Source organism: uncultured Ruminobacter sp. (genome assembly GCA_902764345.1).
Lineage (GTDB): Bacteria > Pseudomonadota > Gammaproteobacteria > Enterobacterales > Succinivibrionaceae > Ruminobacter.
In genome coordinates this window covers 17358-38176 of record CACWVT010000014.1, presented here as the reverse complement: position 1 = coordinate 38176, position 20819 = coordinate 17358, and the positions used below count along the sequence as shown (strand labels likewise).

Here is a 20819-nt window from a genome sequence, read left to right as displayed (position 1 = left end):
GTATATATTATATTATAATATATACTCAATACAAAAGCAATAAAAAATGCTGATAAATCAAAGAAATATCAGCTAAAAAATCAAATATATTAAAAAAAATCTAGATTGAGTAATGGTTATCTAATTTTTAGGGTATGTAAAAACACCGGAAAAAAGAGGTGCATGCCGGCTGTTGTGAAAAACGGCAAAATCCTGCAGAACTGACATTCTGCTTAAGTTTGGAACTGGTCAGAACAGGAAATTCCTCCAATACATATGGCGTATTTATACATATATATGGAGGAATTTAAATGTTTTTTAATCGCGCTTAAATACGAGATTTCTGGTTGGGGTTATGATTTCAGGAAGCGGAACGTCCCAGGTGTCGGTAGGGAGGTTTTCAACTTCTTGGATATCAAGTGCCAGACCGATAGGGTATGGTCCGTTCTTGCCCTGATGATAGAACTGCAGGGTTCTGTCGTAGTAACCGCCGCCCATACCAAGACGGTTCCCCTGATTGTCAAAGGCAACCAGAGGCGTAAAGATGATGTCGATGTGATTAAGCGGAACAACGTTCTGTACGTTGAGTTCCGGTTCAGGAATATTGTAGCGGTTCGGATTCATCACCGTGTTCTTATCATATTTAAGAAACAGCAGCTGACCTTTGGAAAAAGGATGAATGACCGGAAGTGCTACCTTTTTGCCCTTGGCAAGGCACCATTCAATTACACCGTGGGTATCAATTTCACCGTCAACACTGATGTAGAGAGCCACGCTTTCGGCGTTTCTGATTCTCTCGTTTTTGGAGAACTGATCTATAAGTTGAGATGAGTAATGTGCGTGAAGTTCAGGGGAAATTGATTTTCTGAGATCTCTTATTTTTTGACGTAGTAAAGGACGAGATGTAAACATGATTATGGAATCCCGTATAAAATATAATCAAATAGAATAATTATAATGATTATTATAAACCCATAAAAAGTCCCCGGAATGTGTGTCGATTCGAAACCAAGAACCCGCAAGTTCAGGGCGAGAAAAATATCCTGCATTTAGGCTTCTCAACTTAATGAGCCTGCACACCGTGCAGAAGTAATTCCTCTAATCTAGTATCATCGGCTCAGGACCAAAAGCAACATCCACACCCCGAGGTATTCTGCAGTTAAGATGAACTCTTTAATTTATCCTCAACGAGGGTATCCAGCTCATCCAACCTTAATTTAACTATATCTACAAAAGATGACATTTTCAATTCCTGATTTATTAAATCGTGATAAATGTCCAAAGCGGCCAAAATGGCTAATTTTTCATTGGAAAAGCCCGGTGCAAGCTTCTTTAAAGCGTCTAATTTTTCGTTTAGACGTTTTTCTGCTTCCTTCATGCTTTCAGCTTTTTCCGTTGGACATGTGATGTGAAAACTGCAGTCTAGCACCGATACTGTAACGGTGGTTCCTTCTGCCTGTTTTACATCGGAACTGTCTGTCTGGTCTTTTGCTTCCATACGGTTTGTCCTTAACAAACGTTTTTATTCTTTCACAGCGGTGCCGCAGGTTCAAGAGAAAAATTTGACCTGCGTGTCTGTTTGTATGTTTAAGATACACTAATGCCAATAGATGGTTATATTTTAATCCATATCCGCCGGTCCGGCCACAGATTATGGAAAGAAGCCTGCCATCACGAAAGGTTTTGCCTGACTGAGTTTCCTGCTCTCCATGTTATCAGAGCCATCTGCGGGTTCTGTTGCAGTATTCCGAGAACTTCTCTCCGAAAATAATTCCGTTAACAGTTTCCTCCCGTTCCGTAATCAGGCTCAGAAAATGAAACAGCATAGGCAGAGTCATCAGAAGTAAAAGAGGGCAGAAAGTAATTCCTATTCCGGCAAGACCGAGCATCAGTGACAGATACATGGGATTTCTGCTGAGACGGTAAACTCCCCCGGTAAAAAGCACCGTGTCGTTTGTTTTCCATGGAAGCGGGCTGATTCCTTCAGCCGAGAACAGGTAGAGAGATGTTGCTGCTAATACTCCTCCAGCAGCTAGCAGGATGAGACTTATTAGTCCGAGAGGGACGGGAATAGTCATGTCTTCCGAGAATCCGAAAATAACATGAAGAATTGCAAAAAGGCTGAATACGGCCGGAGGCGGCAGTATTCTCAGAATGAATGATTTTTTTGCTGAAACAGTCATTTACGCATGTCTTCTCTGAGTAAAAAGCAGTTAATCTTAATGTGAACCGGGGTTAGCGGACATTATACGCCTTAATATCGGGAAACGTATATCTAATGACACTGTATTTTTAGACTCAAATAAAATATAATACACGCTGATGACAAGTAGCATTCGGATGGCTCGACTGCTGAAGCGGCTGAAAGGCGTCAGTGTTATGTGACGGGAATTCAGTATCCCGAAAACGGCTTCCGAAATTATTCTTTGACTGCCTGCTTGAATATACGTATTGGTCAAATTGTCGTGAGACAGGTTGTTTCTGCCGTGAGGCAGAATATATCGCATAAAGGGTTTATAGGTTTTTATGAGCGAAAAATTACATAAAGTGCTTGCTGCAATCGGTGTGGGATCACGCCGCAGCATGGAAGAATACATTTCCGCCGGCCGTGTGAGTGTCGACGGTAAAATCGCCAAACTCGGTGATCGTGTTGAGGGTACCGAGGTTATCCGGGTGGACGGGCAGATTATACATACTTCTAATTCACCAAAGTCCGTTTGTCGCGTGCTTATGTACAACAAGCCTGAAGGGCAGATGTGTACACGTTCCGATCCTGAGGGGCGTCCTACCGTTTTTGATCGACTGCCGGTCGTGAGTAACGGCAGATGGCTTTATATCGGCCGTCTGGACATCAATACCTCCGGTCTCCTTCTTTTTACCACCGATGGTGAACTTGCGAATCGTCTGATGCATCCGAGTCATGCGATAGAGAGAGTATATGCGGTACGAGTTTTCGGCGGCGTTACCGCTGATCAGATCCGCCAGCTCCAGACAGGTGTTGAGCTTGAAGATGGTCCGGCTCACTTCGACAGCGTTGAATATGTCGGCGGTGAAGGTATTAACCAGTGGTACAACGTGGTTCTCAAGGAAGGCCGTAAGCGTGAGGTTCGCCGTTTGTGGGAAGCCCTCGGCTTTAAGGTCAGCCGTCTTAAAAGAATACGTTATGCCAACGTTGAACTTGACAGACTGCCTGTAGGCGGTTGGAGAGAACTCAATCTTGCAGAAGTTAATGCTCTTCGTGAGGTTGCAGGCATGAAGCCTGAAACGGAAACTTTTGTGGATGACAAGGAACTGACCGTAAGACAGGCTTATGTAAAGAACCGTCAGGTTCGCCGTGCGGTGCAGAATTTCAACAGCCAGAACAAGAATCAGTCCCGTCACGGCGGCTTTGACAGATCTGCCGCAACGGGCAGAAACAGAGACGCACAGGGAAAATCTTCAGTTTCGAGAGATTTCAGAAAGGATTTTAAAAAGAATTCTTCAGCAGGAAATGATGCTTTCGAGAGCAGACTGTACAGGGTGGCCGCAGAGAACGGCGGAGACAGAAAGTCTGCCGGAAAGCGCCACGGTTCTCCTGAAAACAAGTTTGCACCGTATAACGGAGAAAGAAAGAAGACCGGCGAACGTTCAGGTCGTTTTGGAAGAGATAATGAAGGTTTCAGGTCCAATGACGGCAGACACGGCGGCAGGGAATACTTCGGTCGTGACGGTAAAGGCTTTGAAGGGCGTCATGAGCATGCCGGAAGAAGACGTGAGAGTCGTAAAGGTGACCGCTAGAACCGAATCCGTCTGAAAAGATGAATCACAGTTTCCTGTATCCGCATGACGGATACAGGATTTTTTCTGACGGTAAAAAAACGGCCGTATGCGGTTTGATATTAATATGAAAGATATAAAGTAAAGGACTGATTATTATGTTTGACATGGGGTGGGTTTCCGAGCCTTCCGCCTGGGTCGGGTTGTTTACGCTCGTAATTCTGGAAATAGTTCTGGGCATAGATAACCTTCTGTTCATAGCGATTCTTGCCTCAAAACTTCCGGGCAGACTGCAGGACAAGGCAAGATACATAGGTCTCGGACTGGCTCTGCTGACAAGACTGTGCCTTATTGCCGCAATTTCATGGGTAGTAACGCTCAAGGATCCCGTAGTTTCGGTTTTCGGGATAGGTTTTTCGATAAGAGACATAATTCTCCTCATAGGAGGCATGTTCCTTCTGTTCAAGGCCACAAGCGAGCTTCATGAAAAGCTTGAAGGCAGGGATTCATCTGAAACATCCGGTTCTGACAAGGCAGTGGCAAGAGCTTTCTGGATGGTGGTAATGCAGATTGTGGTTCTGGATGCCATTTTTTCCCTGGATTCCGTAATCACAGCCGTGGGCATGTGTGAACACGTGTTTATCATGATGTTTGCTGTAATTATTGCCATGTGCGTGATGGTTTCCCTAAGCAGATTTCTTACCGTCTTTGTCAGCAGTCATCCGACGCTCGTTATTCTGTGTCTCAGCTTCCTGCTGATGATTGGTTTCAGTCTGCTGGCCGACGGTCTTCACATTCATGTTCCGAAGGGATATCTGTACGCTTCAATCGGTTTCTCAATTCTGATAGAAATATTCAACCAGATTGCCAGAAAGAACAATCTTAAGCTTGATAAGAACATTCGTAACAACAGCAGGGAACTGGCTGCCGGTCTTGTGCTGAGAATTCTCGGAGTCAAGAGTGACAATCAGCTCCAGAACATAAAGGAATCCATTGTTTCTCCTCCCGTAGACAATGTTTTTGCCAGAGAGGAAAAGGATCTTGTATCCAGAGTTCTCGGACTCGATTATCAGCCGGTGAGAGCCATAATGACATCCAGAAGGGACATTGTTATGGTTGACATCAGTGAACCGTACAAGGATGTGCTGAGTGACATGGTGAGCAACGCCTTTTCACACATTGTCGTATACACCGATGACAACAGGGATAATCCTCTAGGCATAATAAATAAGACCGAACTCCTGGAAAAGCTCATAAAGGGACACGGAGAAGTAGTGCTTAAGAATCTTATACGTAAGCCTCTCTACATTCCTGAGACCGTAAGTGTGCTTACCTGCCTTGAGGAGATGAAGACTGCTAAGAATTACACGACGTTTGTGGTTGATGAATTCGGCAACTTTGAGGGTATTGTGGCTCTCAGGGACATAATGGAAGAGATAGCAGGCGAGTTGCCGGAGAAGTCCGAAATTCTTGACTGTGTAAGGAAAAAGGACGGATCATTTGATGTTCAGGCCGATCTTTCTCTTACCGAACTGGAAAGACAGACTGGAATATATATTCCTCAGGGAACCCATTATCATTCCGTTGCAGGCTTCATAATGGAAACACTGCAGATACTTCCTGATGTCGGGGCTCAGGTTCAGACTGAAGGCTGTCTGCTGACTGTGAAGGAAGTCAGGGACCATACCATTGAGGTCGTGAACATAAAGGTTACCGGAGAAAACGATAACGAAAAGTAAAGCCGGACAGGCCAAGCCAAGAGCCTTTATGTGAAATGCAGGAAAATGAGACCGGAACTGAAATTTAACCAATGCAGCGGTCTGATATAAAACTTATTAATGTTTTTGTTGTCTGAATCTGTATAATCTATTACGGAATTATATGGAAGACTGAGAAAATACCGTATCCGTTTTAACGGAAGAGAGAAAGTGACGGACGGTATTACCAATATTGATGCGTGGTGACATGATGTACAATACGACAGAGCAGAAAAAACCTGATGTAAGCGTGAAAACCGATATAAGAAAGATTTTATGGGAAAAGCTTTCAAAAATCAGGGAACATGAACTGATTCTTTTTGCGCTCTGCATTGTGGGTATTATTTTTTCCTTCCTCAACCCTCTGTGGTACGGACATGCTCCCGGATTTGATGCTTCTGTATATGCGCTTTTCGGAAAGATGTGGGCTCACGGAGAAATTCCGTATCAGGACATGATTGACATCAAAGGTCCGGGTATCTATCTCATCAATATGGTCGGCTACCGTCTGGGCGGATATCAGGGAATTGCATTTATAGAAACCCTGTTTCTGGTATTCGGCATCGTCAGCGTCGATCTGGCTCTGCGTCTGTTTAAGTTCAGTCCTCTTTCCCGCTTCTGTTCGATCGTTACCGTTATATCCCTGCTGGGGCTCCGCTACTATTACGGCGACATGGTGGAAGACTATGCGGTTTATCTCGCAATGATAGCCAGCTATCCGTTCGCACTGCTGTTCAATCTTCGCCGCTTTAACTGGAGTATCGGCCTGATTCCGGCTTTTGCCTTTGCGATAACAACATCAATTCATTTTAACAACGGGGCTTATTTCGTTGCATGGTATGCCATGCTCTTCCTTTTCTACTGTTCTGCCGGCTCACTTTCAAGTGCCATGAAAATGCTGCTGTCCGTGGTGCTTGCCATGTTTGTCGTGTTTGGACTGTATTTCCTCTACTTCTATCTCGAAGGAGGAATGGAGCTGGTAAACAATGTGGTGTTCTACAGCATTGTCATTCATTTCAACGAACAGGCCTACAATCTCAACATTCCGGATCTTTCTGCAGGTTTCGTGGGTTTTGTGAGAACCGGACTCTGGATTATTCTGGCAGGTTTTGTATGGCTCATGTACAGTAAGGACAATCTTCTGTTTGTGAGCAGAGAGGGAAATGACCGCAGATGGTTCTTCCTTTATTTAGGTTTCGGCATTGTTGCCACCATTGTGGCTAACAGCCTTACAGGTCATATATATGACCATTATGATCAGCTGTATCTGCCGTTCATGTTCATACCTCTGGCATTTCTGATGCACAGATATCTGCACGTAAAGCAGGATATTCATATCAGTTTCCTGACCATTCTGTTCCTGCTTGTGTTCCTGGTTTCTGAGCATGCAATATGGGAATGGAACAGACAGGAATGGGAACAGCCGGATGTCTACATTCACGCCGGTATTAATGCCGTCATTGCATTGGCCGTCTGTCTTGCCGTGTTCTTTATGAGACGCTGGTTCGGATTCTACAGACACAGCCATACGGTATTTCTCTGTCTGAGCATCTTTATTTCCGTCATAATTTCTGTCTATGCGCTTTCAATAGGTCACACCGTTGGCGTACCTTGGGATGAAAGTACGGCACAGAAGGTACGTATCATTAACGAGAACACTGAACTCAATGACAAGATCTGGGTTGAAGGAAACATGTACCAGTACTACATCTGGACCGACAGAACCACATCGTCTCCGTATCTTATCACTACCCAGCTGATGGCTCCTTATGACTTTAAGACCAAGGTGCTGAGCAGTATCAACTATTTCAGACCTAAGTTCATTGTTGTGCGCGAGAAGAGTGTTGATGATTTCAGAACGGCTGAAAAGGAGAATGATCTCGGAAAATACTCACAGCAGGATTTAGCCTTTGTCCGTTTCATCAGAGCAAACTATGATGAGGTTGTTAAGGGACTGTATAAATATAAGAAGGTCAAGAACGTTGTTGTTCCTGAAAAGGAAGACGTCGTGGCAGAAGAGGAAGAACACTCAGAAGATGCTTCCGCCACCGGGAATGAGACTGACTCATCCCAGACCTCAGAACAGCAATCCCAGCCTCAGCTTAAGGCTGTAGAGGTCGATTCTTCAGAGAGCGGAAACTCTTCGTCAGACTCCGGTAATGAAAATCCGGTGAAAGAGTCGCAGTCTGAAAACCCGGAAAAGAAAGCCGAATAGTTTCTGACGTGTAACCCGGATTCAGAGAAGCGGATGATGTTTGTAAAAATGTCATCCGCTTTTGTTCATAATGTGAATAGGCTTTTTCATGAATTATGTATGGAATGGAGCCCCCGCTGCATGATGCATGAATTATGATGAAAAAGAGTAATTTTTTTTGATAACAGCTATGATTGTGCTTTAATTTTTATTAAATTTACTGTAAAATGCGCAAAAATTTCCGCTTGTACTGGGAAAATTATTCATCATATATTATGTAATATTAGGGATCGTATCTTATGAAAAAGACTAAGATGGTATGTACTATCGGACCAAAGTCCGAGCCACGTGAAGTTCTCCAGGAACTTCTTAATTCAGGCATGAATGCAATGCGTTTGAACTTCTCTCATGGTGACCATGACGAACAGGGCGCACGTATTACCACTATCAATGCTATCATGCAGGAAACCGGTAAGGTATTTGCCATTGTTCTTGACACCAAGGGTCCTGAAATCCGTACTGGTGAAGTACCTAATGACGGTGAAGTAGAATTAAAGAAGGGTCAGAAGTTCACCGTAACTACCGACTATCCTTCATACACCACCAACGAACGCTGCTCAGTAAGCTATGCAGGTTTAGTAAAGGATATCGCCGTAGGTAACACCATTCTTATCGACGACGGTTTAATCGGCTTAAAGGTTTTATCTAAGAACGCTGAAGAAACTGAAGCTGTTTGTGAAGTTTTAAACAACGCAATGCTCGGTAACAAGAAGGGTGTTAACCTTCCTGGCGTTATCACCAATCTCCCTGCTTTAAGCGAAAAGGATAAGGGTGACTTAGTATTCGGTATTGAAAGAGGCGTAGACTTTATCGCTGTTTCTTTCGTACGTAAGAAGAAGGACGTTGAAGACGTTCGTAACTGGCTTGACATCAACGGCGGTCAGGACGTTAAGATCATTTCTAAGATCGAAAACCAGGAAGGTCTCGATAACTTCGAAGACATCCTTGCTGCATCTGACGGTATCATGGTTGCCCGTGGTGACCTCGGTGTTGAAATTCCACCTCAGGAAGTTATCATTGCTCAGAAGCACATCATCCGTCGTTGTAACGAAGTAGGTAAGATTGTTATTACCGCTACCCAGATGCTTGATTCAATGCAGAAGAATCCACGTCCAACCCGCGCTGAAGCAGGTGACGTTGCAAACGCTATTTTCGACGGTACTGACGCAGTTATGCTTTCTGGCGAATCTGCAAAGGGTAAGTACCCACGTGAAGCAGTTCGCACCATGGCTTCTATCTGTGACTTAACCGATACCATGGTTCAGCCACGTTTCATCGACACTCCTTCATCTTTACACGTAACTGAAGCAGTTTGTAAGGGTGCTGTAGAAATCGCTGAACACTTAAAGTCTCCATTAATCATCGTTGCTACCCACAAGGGTAAGTCTGCACGTGCATTACGTAAGTACTTCCCAACCTCTAACATCCTTGCGTTAACCGACGATGTTAAGGCTGCACGTCAGTTATGTATCGTTCGCGGTGTAACTCCACAGGTTGTTGAAGCATTCAAGTCTACCGATGACTTCTTCAAGAAGGGTAAGGAACTCGCTATCAAGTCTGGTCTCGCTAAGGCCGGTGATACCGTAGTTATGGTTTCAGGTGCTTTAGTTCCAGCTGGTACCACCAACACCTCATCAGTACACGTTCTCTAATATTTAAAGAACAACAGTACAGAATGTAAGAAAAGGCGCTGCAGATATGCAGCGCCTTTTTTGTCTGTATCCAGTTTCAGTATCAAGAGAGCGAGTCTCCGGTTACACCTTTTTATATTTTGTTCACGATATTCCGCATATGCATGGCCAAAAAGCACTTAAACATCCAGAAAACGGATAAAAATGTTGTAGAAGTCGTGAAATCCCGAATCTTATCACTTATTTGGCGGGAGAGATCCTGATGTTTTAACCTGAATAACGGTGATGTGATATATTGAATTAATGCATATATTGGTATTCGGAAGCGGATGCGTGACATTACAGGGAGGTTTTTATGAATGATTCTCATGGTGAAAACAGACAGGAAGTAGTCTCTTTGTGCATGGAGCTTGTGTCAAAGCCTTCAGTAACTCCCAAGGATGAGGGGTGTCAGCAACTTATAGCCACAAAACTTCGTGATTCGGGATTTCATATAGAAAATCTGTCTCATATTGATACAACCAACATGTACGCAACACACGGCAACGGAGGTCCGATTTTCTGTTTTCTCGGCCATACCGACGTGGTATCGCCCGGAGATCTTTCCGCCTGGGCATACAGTCCCTTTGATCCGGTTATTCATGACGGCATGATATACGGCAGGGGAACTGCAGACATGAAGGGCGGACTTGCGGCCATGGTGATGGCTGCCAAGCGCTTTGTGGAAAAGCATCCCAATCACAGGGGTAAAATATCTCTGATGATTACCAGCAATGAGGAGGGGAAGTTTGTGAACGGAACTCCGCATATGGTAAGCAGACTGCTCGAGCGTAATGAAATTCTTGATTACTGTCTTATCGGGGAGCCCAGCTCCTCAAAGATGCTTGGAGATACAATCAAAATCGGCAGACGCGGAGTTCTTACCGCAAATGTCAGTGTATTCGGAATCCAGGGGCATGTTGCCTATCCTCATCTGGGTAATAACCCGGTGCACAGTGCAATACCGGCACTGAATGAACTGGTGTCACATGTATGGGACAGGGGAAACGAGTATTTTCCGCCTACATCAATGCAGATCCCCAATATAAAAGCAGGTTTTGGAGTTTCCAATATTATTCCCGGTGAGTGCTTCATTCAGATTAACTGGCGTTTCAGTAATGAGATAACCGCCGATGAGATCAAACGCATTACGGATGAGATATTTACGAAACATAAGCTTAACTACCGTATCGACTGGGAATTTGCCGGGGCTCCCTTTATAACGAGAACCGGAGAACTTCTCGACATAACCAAAAAGGCCGTTAGGGATATCTGCGGTATTGAAGCTGAGGAATCAACTGCAGGGGGAACGTCAGACGGCAGATTTATTGCCAGGTTTGACGGGTGTCAGGTTATGGAACTCGGAGTCATAAGTGAAACGATTCATAAAGCCAACGAGTGTACGTCAGCTGAAGATCTGGAAAAGCTGGCCCTTATATATGAAAAGGTACTTGAGGATTTGATGGTCTAGTCAGGTTCTGTTTTTCGGAATAAAAGAACCGGGGGACGATTTCATCCGTCTCCCGGTTCTCTTATTATGTGTCGTATTCATGCGGAATTGCGTGATTACTGTTTAAGCTTGTACTGCTTTGAAAGAACGGTGGTTACCTTCTTGAACATGTTAAATACGGCATTGGTTTTAGGAGTCGGGAGTCCGTCATCATCCAGAAAGAATTCTCCCTTGAAAACCAGAACCTCTCCGTTCTGTGTTACGGAATCGGCATGCATGCCGTCCATGTAGTCGTAGTCACTTTTAATCATTTTATTAGCAAGAGTCAAGATTTCCTCAGCGGTTGCTTCTTTTCTTGTATCTTCCTGTCCCATAAACATAATTATGTTCCTCATGATTAACTTAAAAAACATCCGGGGTCACAGGTCTTTAATCAGACGCGGGAACGCCGGAACGATAAAAAAATCAGTGGGCATACTGGGTGAACAGCTTTCTTTCAACCTTTAGGAATCTGTATACCTGTTCACTGTAGCTGTCATCAAGTGTAGGAAGTCCCTGTTCCTTGATGTCTCTGAGCAGATTTCTGTCAGCTTCCGTAAGAGCTTCCTTCGCTTCAGTATACTGCTTCAGGTAAAGTCTTGCCAGAGGCAGGTCGTAAGGCTGAACGGTGGTAATGCTTTTTAAAATCAGCATGTCGGTAAGAGGCAGGGGAATAAGACTCAGTTTGTTTTCAACCTGAATGTCGCACAGATTTTTCAGCAGGTCTTCATTCTCGTAAGAGGCAAGTACGTCCCGGTCCTTCGCAAATTCCACGTTTTTAGGAATTTTGGCGGCTTTGGGACTGCATACGGGAATAAAGGTGTTCATGTCTTCATTCTTTGGGGCATACAGGGTAACCATCTCTTCGAGTTCTGATGCCTTTGATGAAAAATCGGCAATAAAATCACTGTCGGTGCTGAAAAGCATCAGGCTTGTAGGGTTTATAAGACTGGCCAGCTCAAGAATTCCCTTAAGAGGAACATTCTTGTAGAGACGGCTGTCGACGATCATTGCCAGTCTGGCTTTTAGAAATTCAATCTTTCTGTTTGGTTTGTATGAACCGTGGGTGCCGTCGTTGCAGTCACTGCAGTGGTGATGTTCAGTCATTTAACTTCTCTGTGTTTGTTGTTTTTCCGTCGTTATTCCGGTGTTATGGAACTTTATTCAATGTTCCGAAAGTGGTCGCCGGCATGCTCCGGAGGCTTTAGTCAGCTGATGCCCGGAAGTCGTTTATGACGGCTTACGTGTCAAGGTATTATATGTGCTTATACGGGAAAATACAACATGACGTTCCGGGATTGGGATGCGACCTTTTTTCATTTTTATGTGACATGGAAGCCTTCATGCTGTGTTATTATTGATTCTCAGGTAGTAAGTGTTTTTGAGGTGTTAAAGTGCTGCACAAGGCCATATACGTGTTAAAGACGGCAACGTCGGTGGATGAGCTTCAGGCGATTCGTGAAGACCTGCTCGAGCTTTTTCCATTAATGAAAAGAGCCGTAAATTTTGATCAGAAGCATTACAGTCACCAGTATTTTCTTTGGGAACACAGTTTGCACACCGTACTTAATCTTCCGAGAAAACTGGATGATGACATGCTGTATCTTGCCGCTCTGCTGCATGATGTCGGCAAGCCCGACACCCAGTGTCGCGGAAAGAATCCGGATGACGTGAACATGCATTATTACGGTCATCCGCAGGTTTCCGAAAGTCTGGTTGAAACGGAAATCATTCCCGATTTGGAAAGCAGGGGATTCGTGCTGGAAGGCTGTGATAAAATCCGCCTGCTCTTTTATGTAAGACATCATGATGACAACATGCTGTCTGACAACAGTCGGGGAGCAAGTATCAGAAGTCTGATGGAAGAGGCCGGTGAGGAAACGTTCAGAAAACTGATGCTGCTTGAGCTTGCCGATGCATATGCCCATAATCTTATTGATATTGTGCGTGAGCGTATCCGTGTATGTGACGTGCTTGCCGGTGACTACTCCCGTCTGCTTGGTGATGAACTTTTTGCACAGTAGTCCGTAATGCGTTTTTACGATTGAGCGGATGTTTCAATCTATGACTTAAGTCGGGACAAAGTGTGATTTATTGCATTATTTAAGGCACATGGACAGATAATATTGCTGTAGTTGCTGTATATTCGGAAAATTGTGATATAATCCCGCCTGCATTATGCGGTAAACGTTTTTTTAGTATCTTTTTATATGAGTACCTCTTCAGTTTTTTTGATGATGATTCGTATTGAAACATCCTGTTGCAGGGAATGAGAATACTAGGTATATCTGCATACATCATTTGAGAGTGTACTTTAGTTAGAATAGGAACAGACAGACTGTCGGAGTTTCGGGGTTAACCCGGCATTAGCAGTGCGTAAAGATTCCGGAATGACGGGGAAGCGGTGACACTGAAGCCGTGCCCTTCGGAACGGAACACTCCTGACGGATGGATTTGAATATGGAAAACGAAAATAAATTTTCAACAGTTAAGGATATCGTTGAATTCCTGGCTGAAAAATTCCCTAAGTGTTTTGTTGTGAAAGGCGAATGTAAGCCTTTAAAGATTGGTTTGTTTAACGATTTGGCTGAAAGGGTTTGCGCTGAAACTCCTGAACTGTCCAAGACTCGTTTACGTCATGCTTTAAGATTCTATACCACCCGCTGGAATTATCTTGAAGCCTTTAAGGAAGGTGCCGCAAGAGTAGATCTCGACGGCAACGAGGTTGATACCGTTACCGCTGAGCAGGTTGAATACGCAACCAAGAATCTTGAAACTTCAAAGTCCGTGTTCGAACAGAAGAAAAAGAGCCAGAATGCGGGAGCCAAGCGTAAGTTCGTCAAGAAGCCTTTCAGAAAGACTGACGGTGAAAAGTCAGCTGAAGGTGCTGAAAAGCCGGCCAGAAACAGAAAGTTCAGCGGTGCTGCGCGTCAGAACCGCAATCAGAATTCAGGTGCCTACAAGGGCAACAGTATCGGTACTGAAAGTTTTGAACAGATCGATATTACCACGGTTGACGTGGGCAGCAAGGTACATGTACTTTGCGGCGGTACCAAGGCTGTTGAGGCAACCGTTATTGAAATGGCAAAGGATGTTGTCGGTGTTGAACTTGTAACCGGAATGGTTATCAGGGTAAGTCCTGATCGCATCGGCAGATAAATCCGTAAAAGCGTTACCGTAACAATCGCAGAGGTCAGCAACGTGATCTCTGCGATTTTTTTTGTCTCGCATGCTTAAAAAACTTTGAATTTACAAGTAAAATGACGACTTGAGATAAAATAATTAGGGCAGTACCCGGACGTAAAAGGCATGATGCCTGACGGGGAAACCGAACTGAGGGAAATTTGAGGAAATTTACATTTCGTTTCAGTTAAATAAGATTATCGCAGAATATACAGTTTCGAACATCCCGACGCGTAAAAGGATGTTTGATGAAAAATGCATTTTTAACTTGGATAAAATACTGTAAGGATATTCCCGTTACAGATAAACAGGCGATATAAATATGAAATATAATAAGAATAACGTGTTTGGTTATGGCTGGCGAAAACTGATACTGCCTTCTTTAATTGGGCTGGCGTTAAGTTGCGGACCGGTCTATGCCGTTGAAAAGGTTAAGCAGACGGTTCCTACCGTCAAGGATCTTCCTGAGCTTTCTGCTCAGCACAATCATTCACTTTCATGTAAGAGGGTTTCCAGTTTCTTTACCAGGTCCCATTACAAGGAGGTGATTCTGGATAAGAAATTCGCCGACAAGGTTATAGATTCATATTTATACGAAAATGATCGCATGCACAGTCTTTTTACCCAGAGTGAAATAGATGACATGTATGCTCACGCCAATGACGTTTTATCCGCAATGACGGTATGTCGCCTTGATTATCCTTTTGAACTGTACAGCAGCGTCATTAAGCGTAAGTTCCAGCGTCTCAGATATTATCTGAGTGTTCTTGACAAGCCGGTTGATCTTGCAGGCAGTGATACTCTGGACAGTGACCGCAGTAAGCTGCCGGCCCTGAAAACCCAGACTGAACTGGAACATCTCTGGTACAAGCTTGTGGTTAATGACATCATTAAGCTGATGCTTAACGGAAAGAGTGAGGAAAAGGCCAGAGAGCTTCTGAGAAAGCGCTATACCAACCAGCTCAGAATTCTGACGGAATCAAAGAGTGAGGATGCATTCAGTGCTTTTGAGAATGCTTTTGCTCATGCCATAGATCCGCATACTTCCTATCTGTCACCTGATGACAGTGCCAAGTTCATGGATGAAATGAGTCTTGCAATGGAAGGTATCGGCGCCGTTCTGACCAAGGAAGACGATTACGTTAAGATTGTTTCCCTGATTCCGGGCTCTCCGGCGGAGATGAGCAAAAAGCTTAAGCCTAATGACTATATTATAGGTATCCGCCAGCATGACGGTAAAAACAACAAGATGCTCGATGTCATCGGCATGCGTCTTGAGGACGTTGTACCAATGGTTAAGGGCAAGAAGGGCTCAAAGGTTACTCTGGAGATTCAGAGAGATACCGGTGGCAAGATAACCACCTTCACCGTTGATCTCGTTCGCAGCCGCATTCGTCTTGAAGACAGCGCAGCCAAGGCTGAGGTTAAGGATGTAGGCGGTCGCAAGGTTGGCGTGCTTACCGTAAAGAGTTTCTATGTTAACCTTTATCAGGATATAGACAAGGAACTCAAGAAGCTCAATGATGAGAATGTTGAGGCAGTTGTTCTTGATTTAAGATTCAACGGCGGCGGTGCTCTTAACGAAGCCATTCTTTCAACCGGTCTGTTTATCGACAATGACGCTTTCGTTCAGGTTAGGGACGGGGTTGGTAACGTTGCCGTAAGAGGCGATATTACTCCTGGCGTCAGCTACAATGGTCCGCTGGTTGTTCTCACCAACAGATTAAGTGCCTCTGCTTCGGAAATCATGGCAGCTGCGCTGCAGGATCTCGGCAGAGCAGTAATTGTTGGCGATACCACTTTCGGCAAGGGAACGGTACAGCAGAGCCGTCCGCTGGATCGCATTTTTGACTATAACAGCGAACCTCTCGGCAGCATTCACTATACCATTGCCAAGTTCTACCGCATAAACGGCGGCAGTACCCAGATTAAGGGCGTTCAGCCGGACATCATGTTCCCTAAGATGATTAGCTATGACATTGTGGGTGAAGAGAATGAGCCTAATGCTCTGGAATGGGACGTAATCAGTTCAGTTAAATATGATTCCAAGAATATGAAGGGATACATTACTGAACTATCATCTCTTCATGACAAGCGTATCAAGGACAATGAGCTGTTCAGGGATCTGACCAAGGCGGAACAGAAGATGCGTGCCGAATACCAGTCCGGTACAAAGATTTCTCTCAATCTTGAAGAGAGAAAGAAGGAGAGGGAAAAGGATGATGCCGAACTTCTGGAGATGGTCAACAGAAATCTCAAGGCTTCTGGAAAACCTTCTGTAAGTAATGTTAAGGATCTTCCTTCAGGCTATGAGCCTTTTGACAGCTATCTTGATGAAAGTATGAGAATAGCGCTCGATCTTGCGGATCTTGAAAAAAAGAATCTCGCAACCGTGAAAAAGTAGGCTCAGTCTGAGTTTTTCGGATAATTAAAACCTCGGGTATAAAAACAATACCCGAGGTTTTTTCTTTGTTTGGAGAAAAATTTTTTTCTTGTGATGATAATTTGTTAAAGCAGTGTATAATGTGATTACTGTGAGCTGATGCAAAATAATTCAATTATTTAAAATACAAGATATAAAAATTATATTGTGTATTTTTGTCAGAAAGCATGTTTAATGAAAAATATATACATGATATACATATCTAGTATAAAATAATAGAGTATTAAAAGTTTTAAAGGGAGGAAATATGGCGGTAATCAGACAGGAAAAGAGAAGATTGGATTATCAGAAGCCTGATTTTACAATCACTGACATAGATCTGACATTCGACCTGGATCTTACCGCTACCGTCGTTACGGCCGTAAGCAGGGTAAAACGTCTTACCACTGACGGCGATAAGCCTCTCGTTCTTGACGGCGATTCACTGAAGCTGCTGGAAGTAAGGCTTGACAGCAGGGAGTGCCTCTATAACGAAACTTCCAATTCCCTAACAATTGAAAATGTTCCTGATGAATTTGAGCTTACCGTAAAAACGGAAATCAATCCGAAGGATAACTCTGAGCTGATGGGGCTTTACGTTTCCGACGGAAAGTTCTGTACCCAGAATGAGCCGGAAGGATTCAGAAGAATAACATTCTTTACGGATCATCCTGATGTGCTGGCCAGATACACTACCCGCATCAGAGCTCCTGAAGGGGCCTATCCGTATATGCTCTCAAACGGCAATCTCATAAGTGACAGTGTTGCCGACGGTATAAGGACCGTTACATGGGAAGACCCGTTCCCGAAGCCTTCATATCTTTTTGCTCTGGTTGCCGGTGATTTTGATGAACTGCACCGTGATTTTGAAACCATGAGCGGCAGACACGTTGATGTTTATCTCTACGTTGACAAGGGGCAGGCATCATGCGGTACCGTGGCCATTGAATCCATTCTGAAGGCCATGCAATGGGATGAAAAGAGATTCGGTCTTGAATATGATCTGAACAGATTTAACGTGGTTGCCGTGGATTTCTTCAATGCGGGGGCCATGGAGAACAAGAGTCTGAATATTTTTAACTCAAAATATGTTCTTGTTGACGCAAAATCAGCCACTGATACCGATTTTGAAAACGTGCTTTCGGTAATAGGTCATGAATATTTCCATAACTGGACAGGTGACAGGGTGACATGCCGTGACTGGTTCCAGCTGAGCCTTAAGGAAGGTCTTACCGTATTCAGGGATCAGGAATTCTCAAGTGATCTGTGCTGTCGTCCGATTGAAAGAATTAAGGCGGTGAACGTCATCAAGGGACCTCAGTTTGCGGAGGATGCCGGTCCTATGGCACATCCGATTCGTCCTGATTACGTGATGGAAATGAATAACTTCTATTCCGTCACCGTTTATGACAAAGGTGCGGAGGTCATCAGAATGATTCATACCATTCTGGGCGAGGATTTGTTCCAGAAGGGCATGAAGCTGTATTTTAAGCGACATGACGGTTGTGCCGTAACCTGCGAAGACTTTGTGGCCGCCATGGAGGATGCCTCCGGAATCAGCCTGAAACAGTTCCGAAACTGGTATTCTCAGGCCGGAACTCCGTGTGTTTCCGGTTCTCTGTCATATGACGGCAATATGAAGCAGGCTACATATACGTTCAATCAGACTACTCCGGCAACTCCGGGACAGCCTAAAAAGGAACCGTTTGTAATTCCGTTAAGCATGGCTCTCTATGCGTCTGATGGCAGAAGGATACCTCTGAAGCGTGACGGTAAAGAAGTGTCCGAGGTTCAGCTGCTTACCGAGGAGCATAACGTAATCGTGTTTGATGATGTTCCTGAAAGGCCTGTTACCGCACTTCTTCAGAATTTCAGTGCTCCGGTGAGGATAGAATATCCTTATGCTCAGGGGGAACTTGAAACTCTGCTCAAGTGCGCTGATGATCCGGTGGTAAGATACGAATCTATGCAGAATATCATAAACAGTTATATTGTGCTCAATACCGTTAATGCCCAGAGAAGACTTCCGTTTACCCATTCAGAGCTTGTTGTTCAGAGTGTGAGATACATTCTTGAGGAATCCGGTCTTGATAACAGGTTTAAGGCTTATATTCTGCGCATACCTCCGGTAAGCACTTTAATGAGCCTCTTCACCGCAATAGATCTGGATGCCATTACGGCTTCACGCAAGGAGCTCGTGAGAGTACTTGCCGTTGAGCTGTTTGATTTGTGGGAAAAGCTGTATCTTAAACTTTCTGCCGATCTTAAGAACAGAATTGCCTCAGGTACCGCATACGAATGCAGTGAGGAGCAGATAGGTTCCCGTGATCTGACCAGGGTGGCTCTGAATTTTTATGTTAAGGGACTGATTCTTCGTGGCGAAGACAGAAAGGCAGGAGAAACTGTTGCCCAGCATTATGCAGTTTCCGACAATATGACTGACAGTCTGATTGCACTTAATGCGGCTACTTTACACAATCTTGAATCAAGACACGGAATCCTGAAGGATTTTGAGGAAAAGTGGCAGGATAATCCTCTGGTATTTGACAACTACTTTAGGGCGGTGGCTTCAGCGCCTTATCCTGAAACGATGGAAAATGTTAAGAGTCTGATGAATCACAGATGCTTTGACATTACCAATCCTAACAGGGTTAGGGCACTTCTTGGAACGTTCTCAATGCAGAATACCGAATGCTTTAATGAGATTAGCGGTGCCGGGTATGAATTCATTACGGAAATTCTGATTAAACTGAACAGTACGAATCCGCACGTCGCTGCAACCATAATGACTCCGATGCTTAATCTCAACCGTCTTGACAACAGAAGAAAAGGCCTTATTACTTCATGTTTCAACAGGCTTCTGCACATTGAAGGTCTGAGTGACTCTATTTTTGAAAAGATAGACAGGGCATTTAAGCAGTAGTAATACTGTGAATCCGGAGATATTTCTCCGGATGGTTCAGTAAAAAAGTTTTTAAGATTCGGTCCGGGCATCAGCCCGGACTTTTTTTTGGAGAAGGGAACCGGCAAAGACAGGGGATCGGATAAACGCCCGAATTTTTGTTGCAGACAGCCTTTTTGCAATAGTAACGTACTGTTATTATGATAAAATGAACTCGCCGGATGGAGCAGGCGGTATCAGCCGTGAAAATCCATTTACGAATCTGAGAATTTTTAATCAAGGAAAATAAAATATGCTTTATTCTCTGTATCAGCCGTTAATAAGACCTTGTCTTTTTACCATGGATCCTGAAAAAGCTCATCTTCTTACCATGAAAATGATGAGCATTGCATCACGCAGTCCTCTTCTCACCAGTCTCGTTTCCCAGAAGGTTGAATCAAGACCGTGCAGGGTAATGGGACTTGATTTTCCTAATCCGGTAGGGCTTGCCGCAGGACTGGACAAGGATGGTGAGGCCATTGATGCTTTTGCGGCTCTGGGATTCGGTTTTATTGAAGTGGGAACCGTAACTCCGAAGCCTCAGCCAGGTAATGATAAGCCTAGACTGTTCAGAGTACTTCCTGCGGAAGGGCTGATTAATCGTATGGGCTTTAACAACCTTGGTGTGGATCATCTCGTAGAGAATATCAAGAAGTCACGCTACAAGGGAATTCTTGGTGTAAATATCGGTAAGAACAAGGTTACACCGATTGAAGAAAGCGTAAATGACTATCTGTACTGTCTTGAAAAGGTTTATAACTACGCTTCATATGTGGCAGTAAACATTTCTTCTCCTAATACACCTAATCTGCGTACACTGCAGCTTGGTGACGCACTTGTTGAGCTTGTTCAGGCACTGAAGAAGAAACAGCATGAGCTTGCCGTAGCGAATAACAGATATGTTCCGATTGCAATCAAGATCGCTCCTGATCTTTCTGATGAAGAAATAGAGAATATCTGCAGGATATTCCTGGAAAACGATGTGGACGGCATCATCGCTACCAATACTACTCTTGATCGTGAAATGATTGCGAACATGCCTCATGTAACGGAAGCAGGGGGGCTGAGCGGCAAACCTGAATTCAGAAAGAGTACTGATGTTCTGGCAAAGATTAATAAAATTATCAATGGTCGTATTCCGATTATCGGCGTAGGGGGAGTTGATTCTCCGATGGCTGCGGCAGAAAAAATTAAAAACGGGGCATCACTTATTCAAATATATTCCGGTTTTATTTATAAAGGTCCGGAGTTAATTAAGAATATCGTGAACTACTTATAATTATTTAATAATAATTTTGGTAATTTAAGTTAAATAACTTTTTTGGGGTTGATTTAAAATTAAATAACGTTTAAACTCGAAAATAAGTA

General features: G+C 44.1%; 15 protein-coding genes. 10 read left to right on the top strand and 5 right to left on the bottom strand.

The features are described from left to right. Nucleotides 1-297: 297 nt before the first annotated feature. The 3 genes from QZU58_RS04230 to QZU58_RS04220 all read right to left on the bottom strand — a co-directional run bounded on the left by QZU58_RS04230 (nt 298) and on the right by QZU58_RS04220 (nt 2162). Entirely contained in the window at nt 298-891 is a 594-nt protein-coding gene (locus QZU58_RS04230; protein WP_294463003.1) for a 5-formyltetrahydrofolate cyclo-ligase, read from the bottom strand. Between the two features lie 247 nt (nt 892-1138). Then, nucleotides 1139-1477, bottom strand: coding sequence for a cell division protein ZapA (locus tag QZU58_RS04225; RefSeq protein ID WP_294463004.1), 339 nt, complete (start codon nt 1475-1477; stop codon nt 1139-1141). 217 nt (nt 1478-1694) lie between these two features. Beyond that, nucleotides 1695-2162 carry a methyltransferase gene (locus QZU58_RS04220; RefSeq protein ID WP_294495231.1) on the bottom strand — a complete coding sequence of 156 codons (468 nt, stop codon included), beginning with the start codon at nt 2160-2162 and terminating at the stop codon, nt 1695-1697. 343 nt (nt 2163-2505) lie between these two features. Between QZU58_RS04220 and rluB the strand changes: the two genes are divergently transcribed. The 5 genes from rluB to dapE all read left to right on the top strand — a co-directional run bounded on the left by rluB (nt 2506) and on the right by dapE (nt 10887). After that, nucleotides 2506-3756 (top strand): 23S rRNA pseudouridine(2605) synthase RluB, encoded by a 1251-nt coding sequence (rluB, locus tag QZU58_RS04215; RefSeq protein ID WP_294495229.1) that lies wholly within the window; start codon nt 2506-2508, stop codon nt 3754-3756. Nucleotides 3757-3893: 137 nt separating this feature from the next. After that, on the top strand, nt 3894-5474 hold the full coding sequence (locus QZU58_RS04210; RefSeq protein ID WP_294495227.1) for a CBS domain-containing protein: 1581 nt from the start codon (nt 3894-3896) through the stop codon (nt 5472-5474). A 214-nt stretch (nt 5475-5688) separates the two neighbouring features. Further along, the gene (locus tag QZU58_RS04205; RefSeq protein ID WP_294495226.1) at nt 5689-7707 is read left to right on the top strand and encodes a hypothetical protein; all 2019 of its coding nucleotides are present in this window, start codon (nt 5689-5691) and stop codon (nt 7705-7707) included. A gap of 278 nt (nt 7708-7985) precedes the next feature. Continuing rightward, nucleotides 7986-9398 (top strand): pyruvate kinase PykF, encoded by a 1413-nt coding sequence (pykF, locus tag QZU58_RS04200; RefSeq protein WP_294463403.1) that lies wholly within the window; start codon nt 7986-7988, stop codon nt 9396-9398. Nucleotides 9399-9732: 334 nt separating this feature from the next. Next, the gene (dapE, locus tag QZU58_RS04195) at nt 9733-10887 is read left to right on the top strand and encodes a succinyl-diaminopimelate desuccinylase (protein ID WP_294495224.1); all 1155 of its coding nucleotides are present in this window, start codon (nt 9733-9735) and stop codon (nt 10885-10887) included. A 95-nt stretch (nt 10888-10982) separates the two neighbouring features. Here dapE and QZU58_RS04190 read toward each other — a convergent pair whose 3' ends face one another. Beyond that, nucleotides 10983-11246, bottom strand: coding sequence for a DUF2498 family protein (locus QZU58_RS04190; RefSeq protein ID WP_294462939.1), 264 nt, complete (start codon nt 11244-11246; stop codon nt 10983-10985). Nucleotides 11247-11331: 85 nt separating this feature from the next. After that, nucleotides 11332-12012, bottom strand: a complete 681-nt coding sequence (locus QZU58_RS04185) for a hypothetical protein (RefSeq protein WP_294495221.1) — start codon at nt 12010-12012, stop codon at nt 11332-11334. 308 nt (nt 12013-12320) lie between these two features. On the opposite strand from QZU58_RS04185, the gene QZU58_RS04180 reads away from it, so the two are divergent. The 5 genes from QZU58_RS04180 (at nt 12321) to pyrD (ending at nt 20730) form a co-directional block, all read left to right on the top strand. After that, a complete protein-coding gene (locus QZU58_RS04180; protein WP_294495219.1) occupies nt 12321-12929 on the top strand; it encodes an HD domain-containing protein in 609 nt (202 codons plus the stop codon). Between the two features lie 436 nt (nt 12930-13365). Further along, nucleotides 13366-14064, top strand: coding sequence for an RNA chaperone ProQ (gene proQ / locus QZU58_RS04175; RefSeq protein ID WP_294495217.1), 699 nt, complete (start codon nt 13366-13368; stop codon nt 14062-14064). A gap of 346 nt (nt 14065-14410) precedes the next feature. Next, entirely contained in the window at nt 14411-16492 is a 2082-nt protein-coding gene (locus tag QZU58_RS04170) for a carboxy terminal-processing peptidase (RefSeq protein WP_294462947.1), read from the top strand. Between the two features lie 286 nt (nt 16493-16778). After that, the gene (gene pepN, locus QZU58_RS04165) at nt 16779-19433 is read left to right on the top strand and encodes an aminopeptidase N (protein ID WP_294495215.1); all 2655 of its coding nucleotides are present in this window, start codon (nt 16779-16781) and stop codon (nt 19431-19433) included. A 271-nt stretch (nt 19434-19704) separates the two neighbouring features. Beyond that, complete coding sequence (gene pyrD / locus QZU58_RS04160; protein ID WP_294495213.1) at nt 19705-20730, top strand: quinone-dependent dihydroorotate dehydrogenase; 1026 nt, start codon at nt 19705-19707, stop codon at nt 20728-20730. Nucleotides 20731-20819 lie beyond the last annotated feature (89 nt).

Coding starts and splice junctions, on each gene's coding strand:
- QZU58_RS04230 (WP_294463003.1), bottom strand. CDS start 891: ATGTTTACATCTCGTCCTTTACTACGTCAAAAAATAAGAGATCTCAGA.
- QZU58_RS04210 (WP_294495227.1), top strand. CDS start 3,894: ATGTTTGACATGGGGTGGGTTTCCGAGCCTTCCGCCTGGGTCGGGTTG.
- pepN (WP_294495215.1), top strand. CDS start 16,779: ATGGCGGTAATCAGACAGGAAAAGAGAAGATTGGATTATCAGAAGCCT.
- QZU58_RS04205 (WP_294495226.1), top strand. CDS start 5,689: ATGCGTGGTGACATGATGTACAATACGACAGAGCAGAAAAAACCTGAT.
- QZU58_RS04225 (WP_294463004.1), bottom strand. CDS start 1,477: ATGGAAGCAAAAGACCAGACAGACAGTTCCGATGTAAAACAGGCAGAA.
- rluB (WP_294495229.1), top strand. CDS start 2,506: ATGAGCGAAAAATTACATAAAGTGCTTGCTGCAATCGGTGTGGGATCA.
- pykF (WP_294463403.1), top strand. CDS start 7,986: ATGAAAAAGACTAAGATGGTATGTACTATCGGACCAAAGTCCGAGCCA.
- QZU58_RS04170 (WP_294462947.1), top strand. CDS start 14,411: ATGAAATATAATAAGAATAACGTGTTTGGTTATGGCTGGCGAAAACTG.
- dapE (WP_294495224.1), top strand. CDS start 9,733: ATGAATGATTCTCATGGTGAAAACAGACAGGAAGTAGTCTCTTTGTGC.
- proQ (WP_294495217.1), top strand. CDS start 13,366: ATGGAAAACGAAAATAAATTTTCAACAGTTAAGGATATCGTTGAATTC.
- QZU58_RS04190 (WP_294462939.1), bottom strand. CDS start 11,246: ATGTTTATGGGACAGGAAGATACAAGAAAAGAAGCAACCGCTGAGGAA.
- QZU58_RS04220 (WP_294495231.1), bottom strand. CDS start 2,162: ATGACTGTTTCAGCAAAAAAATCATTCATTCTGAGAATACTGCCGCCT.
- pyrD (WP_294495213.1), top strand. CDS start 19,705: ATGCTTTATTCTCTGTATCAGCCGTTAATAAGACCTTGTCTTTTTACC.
- QZU58_RS04185 (WP_294495221.1), bottom strand. CDS start 12,012: ATGACTGAACATCACCACTGCAGTGACTGCAACGACGGCACCCACGGT.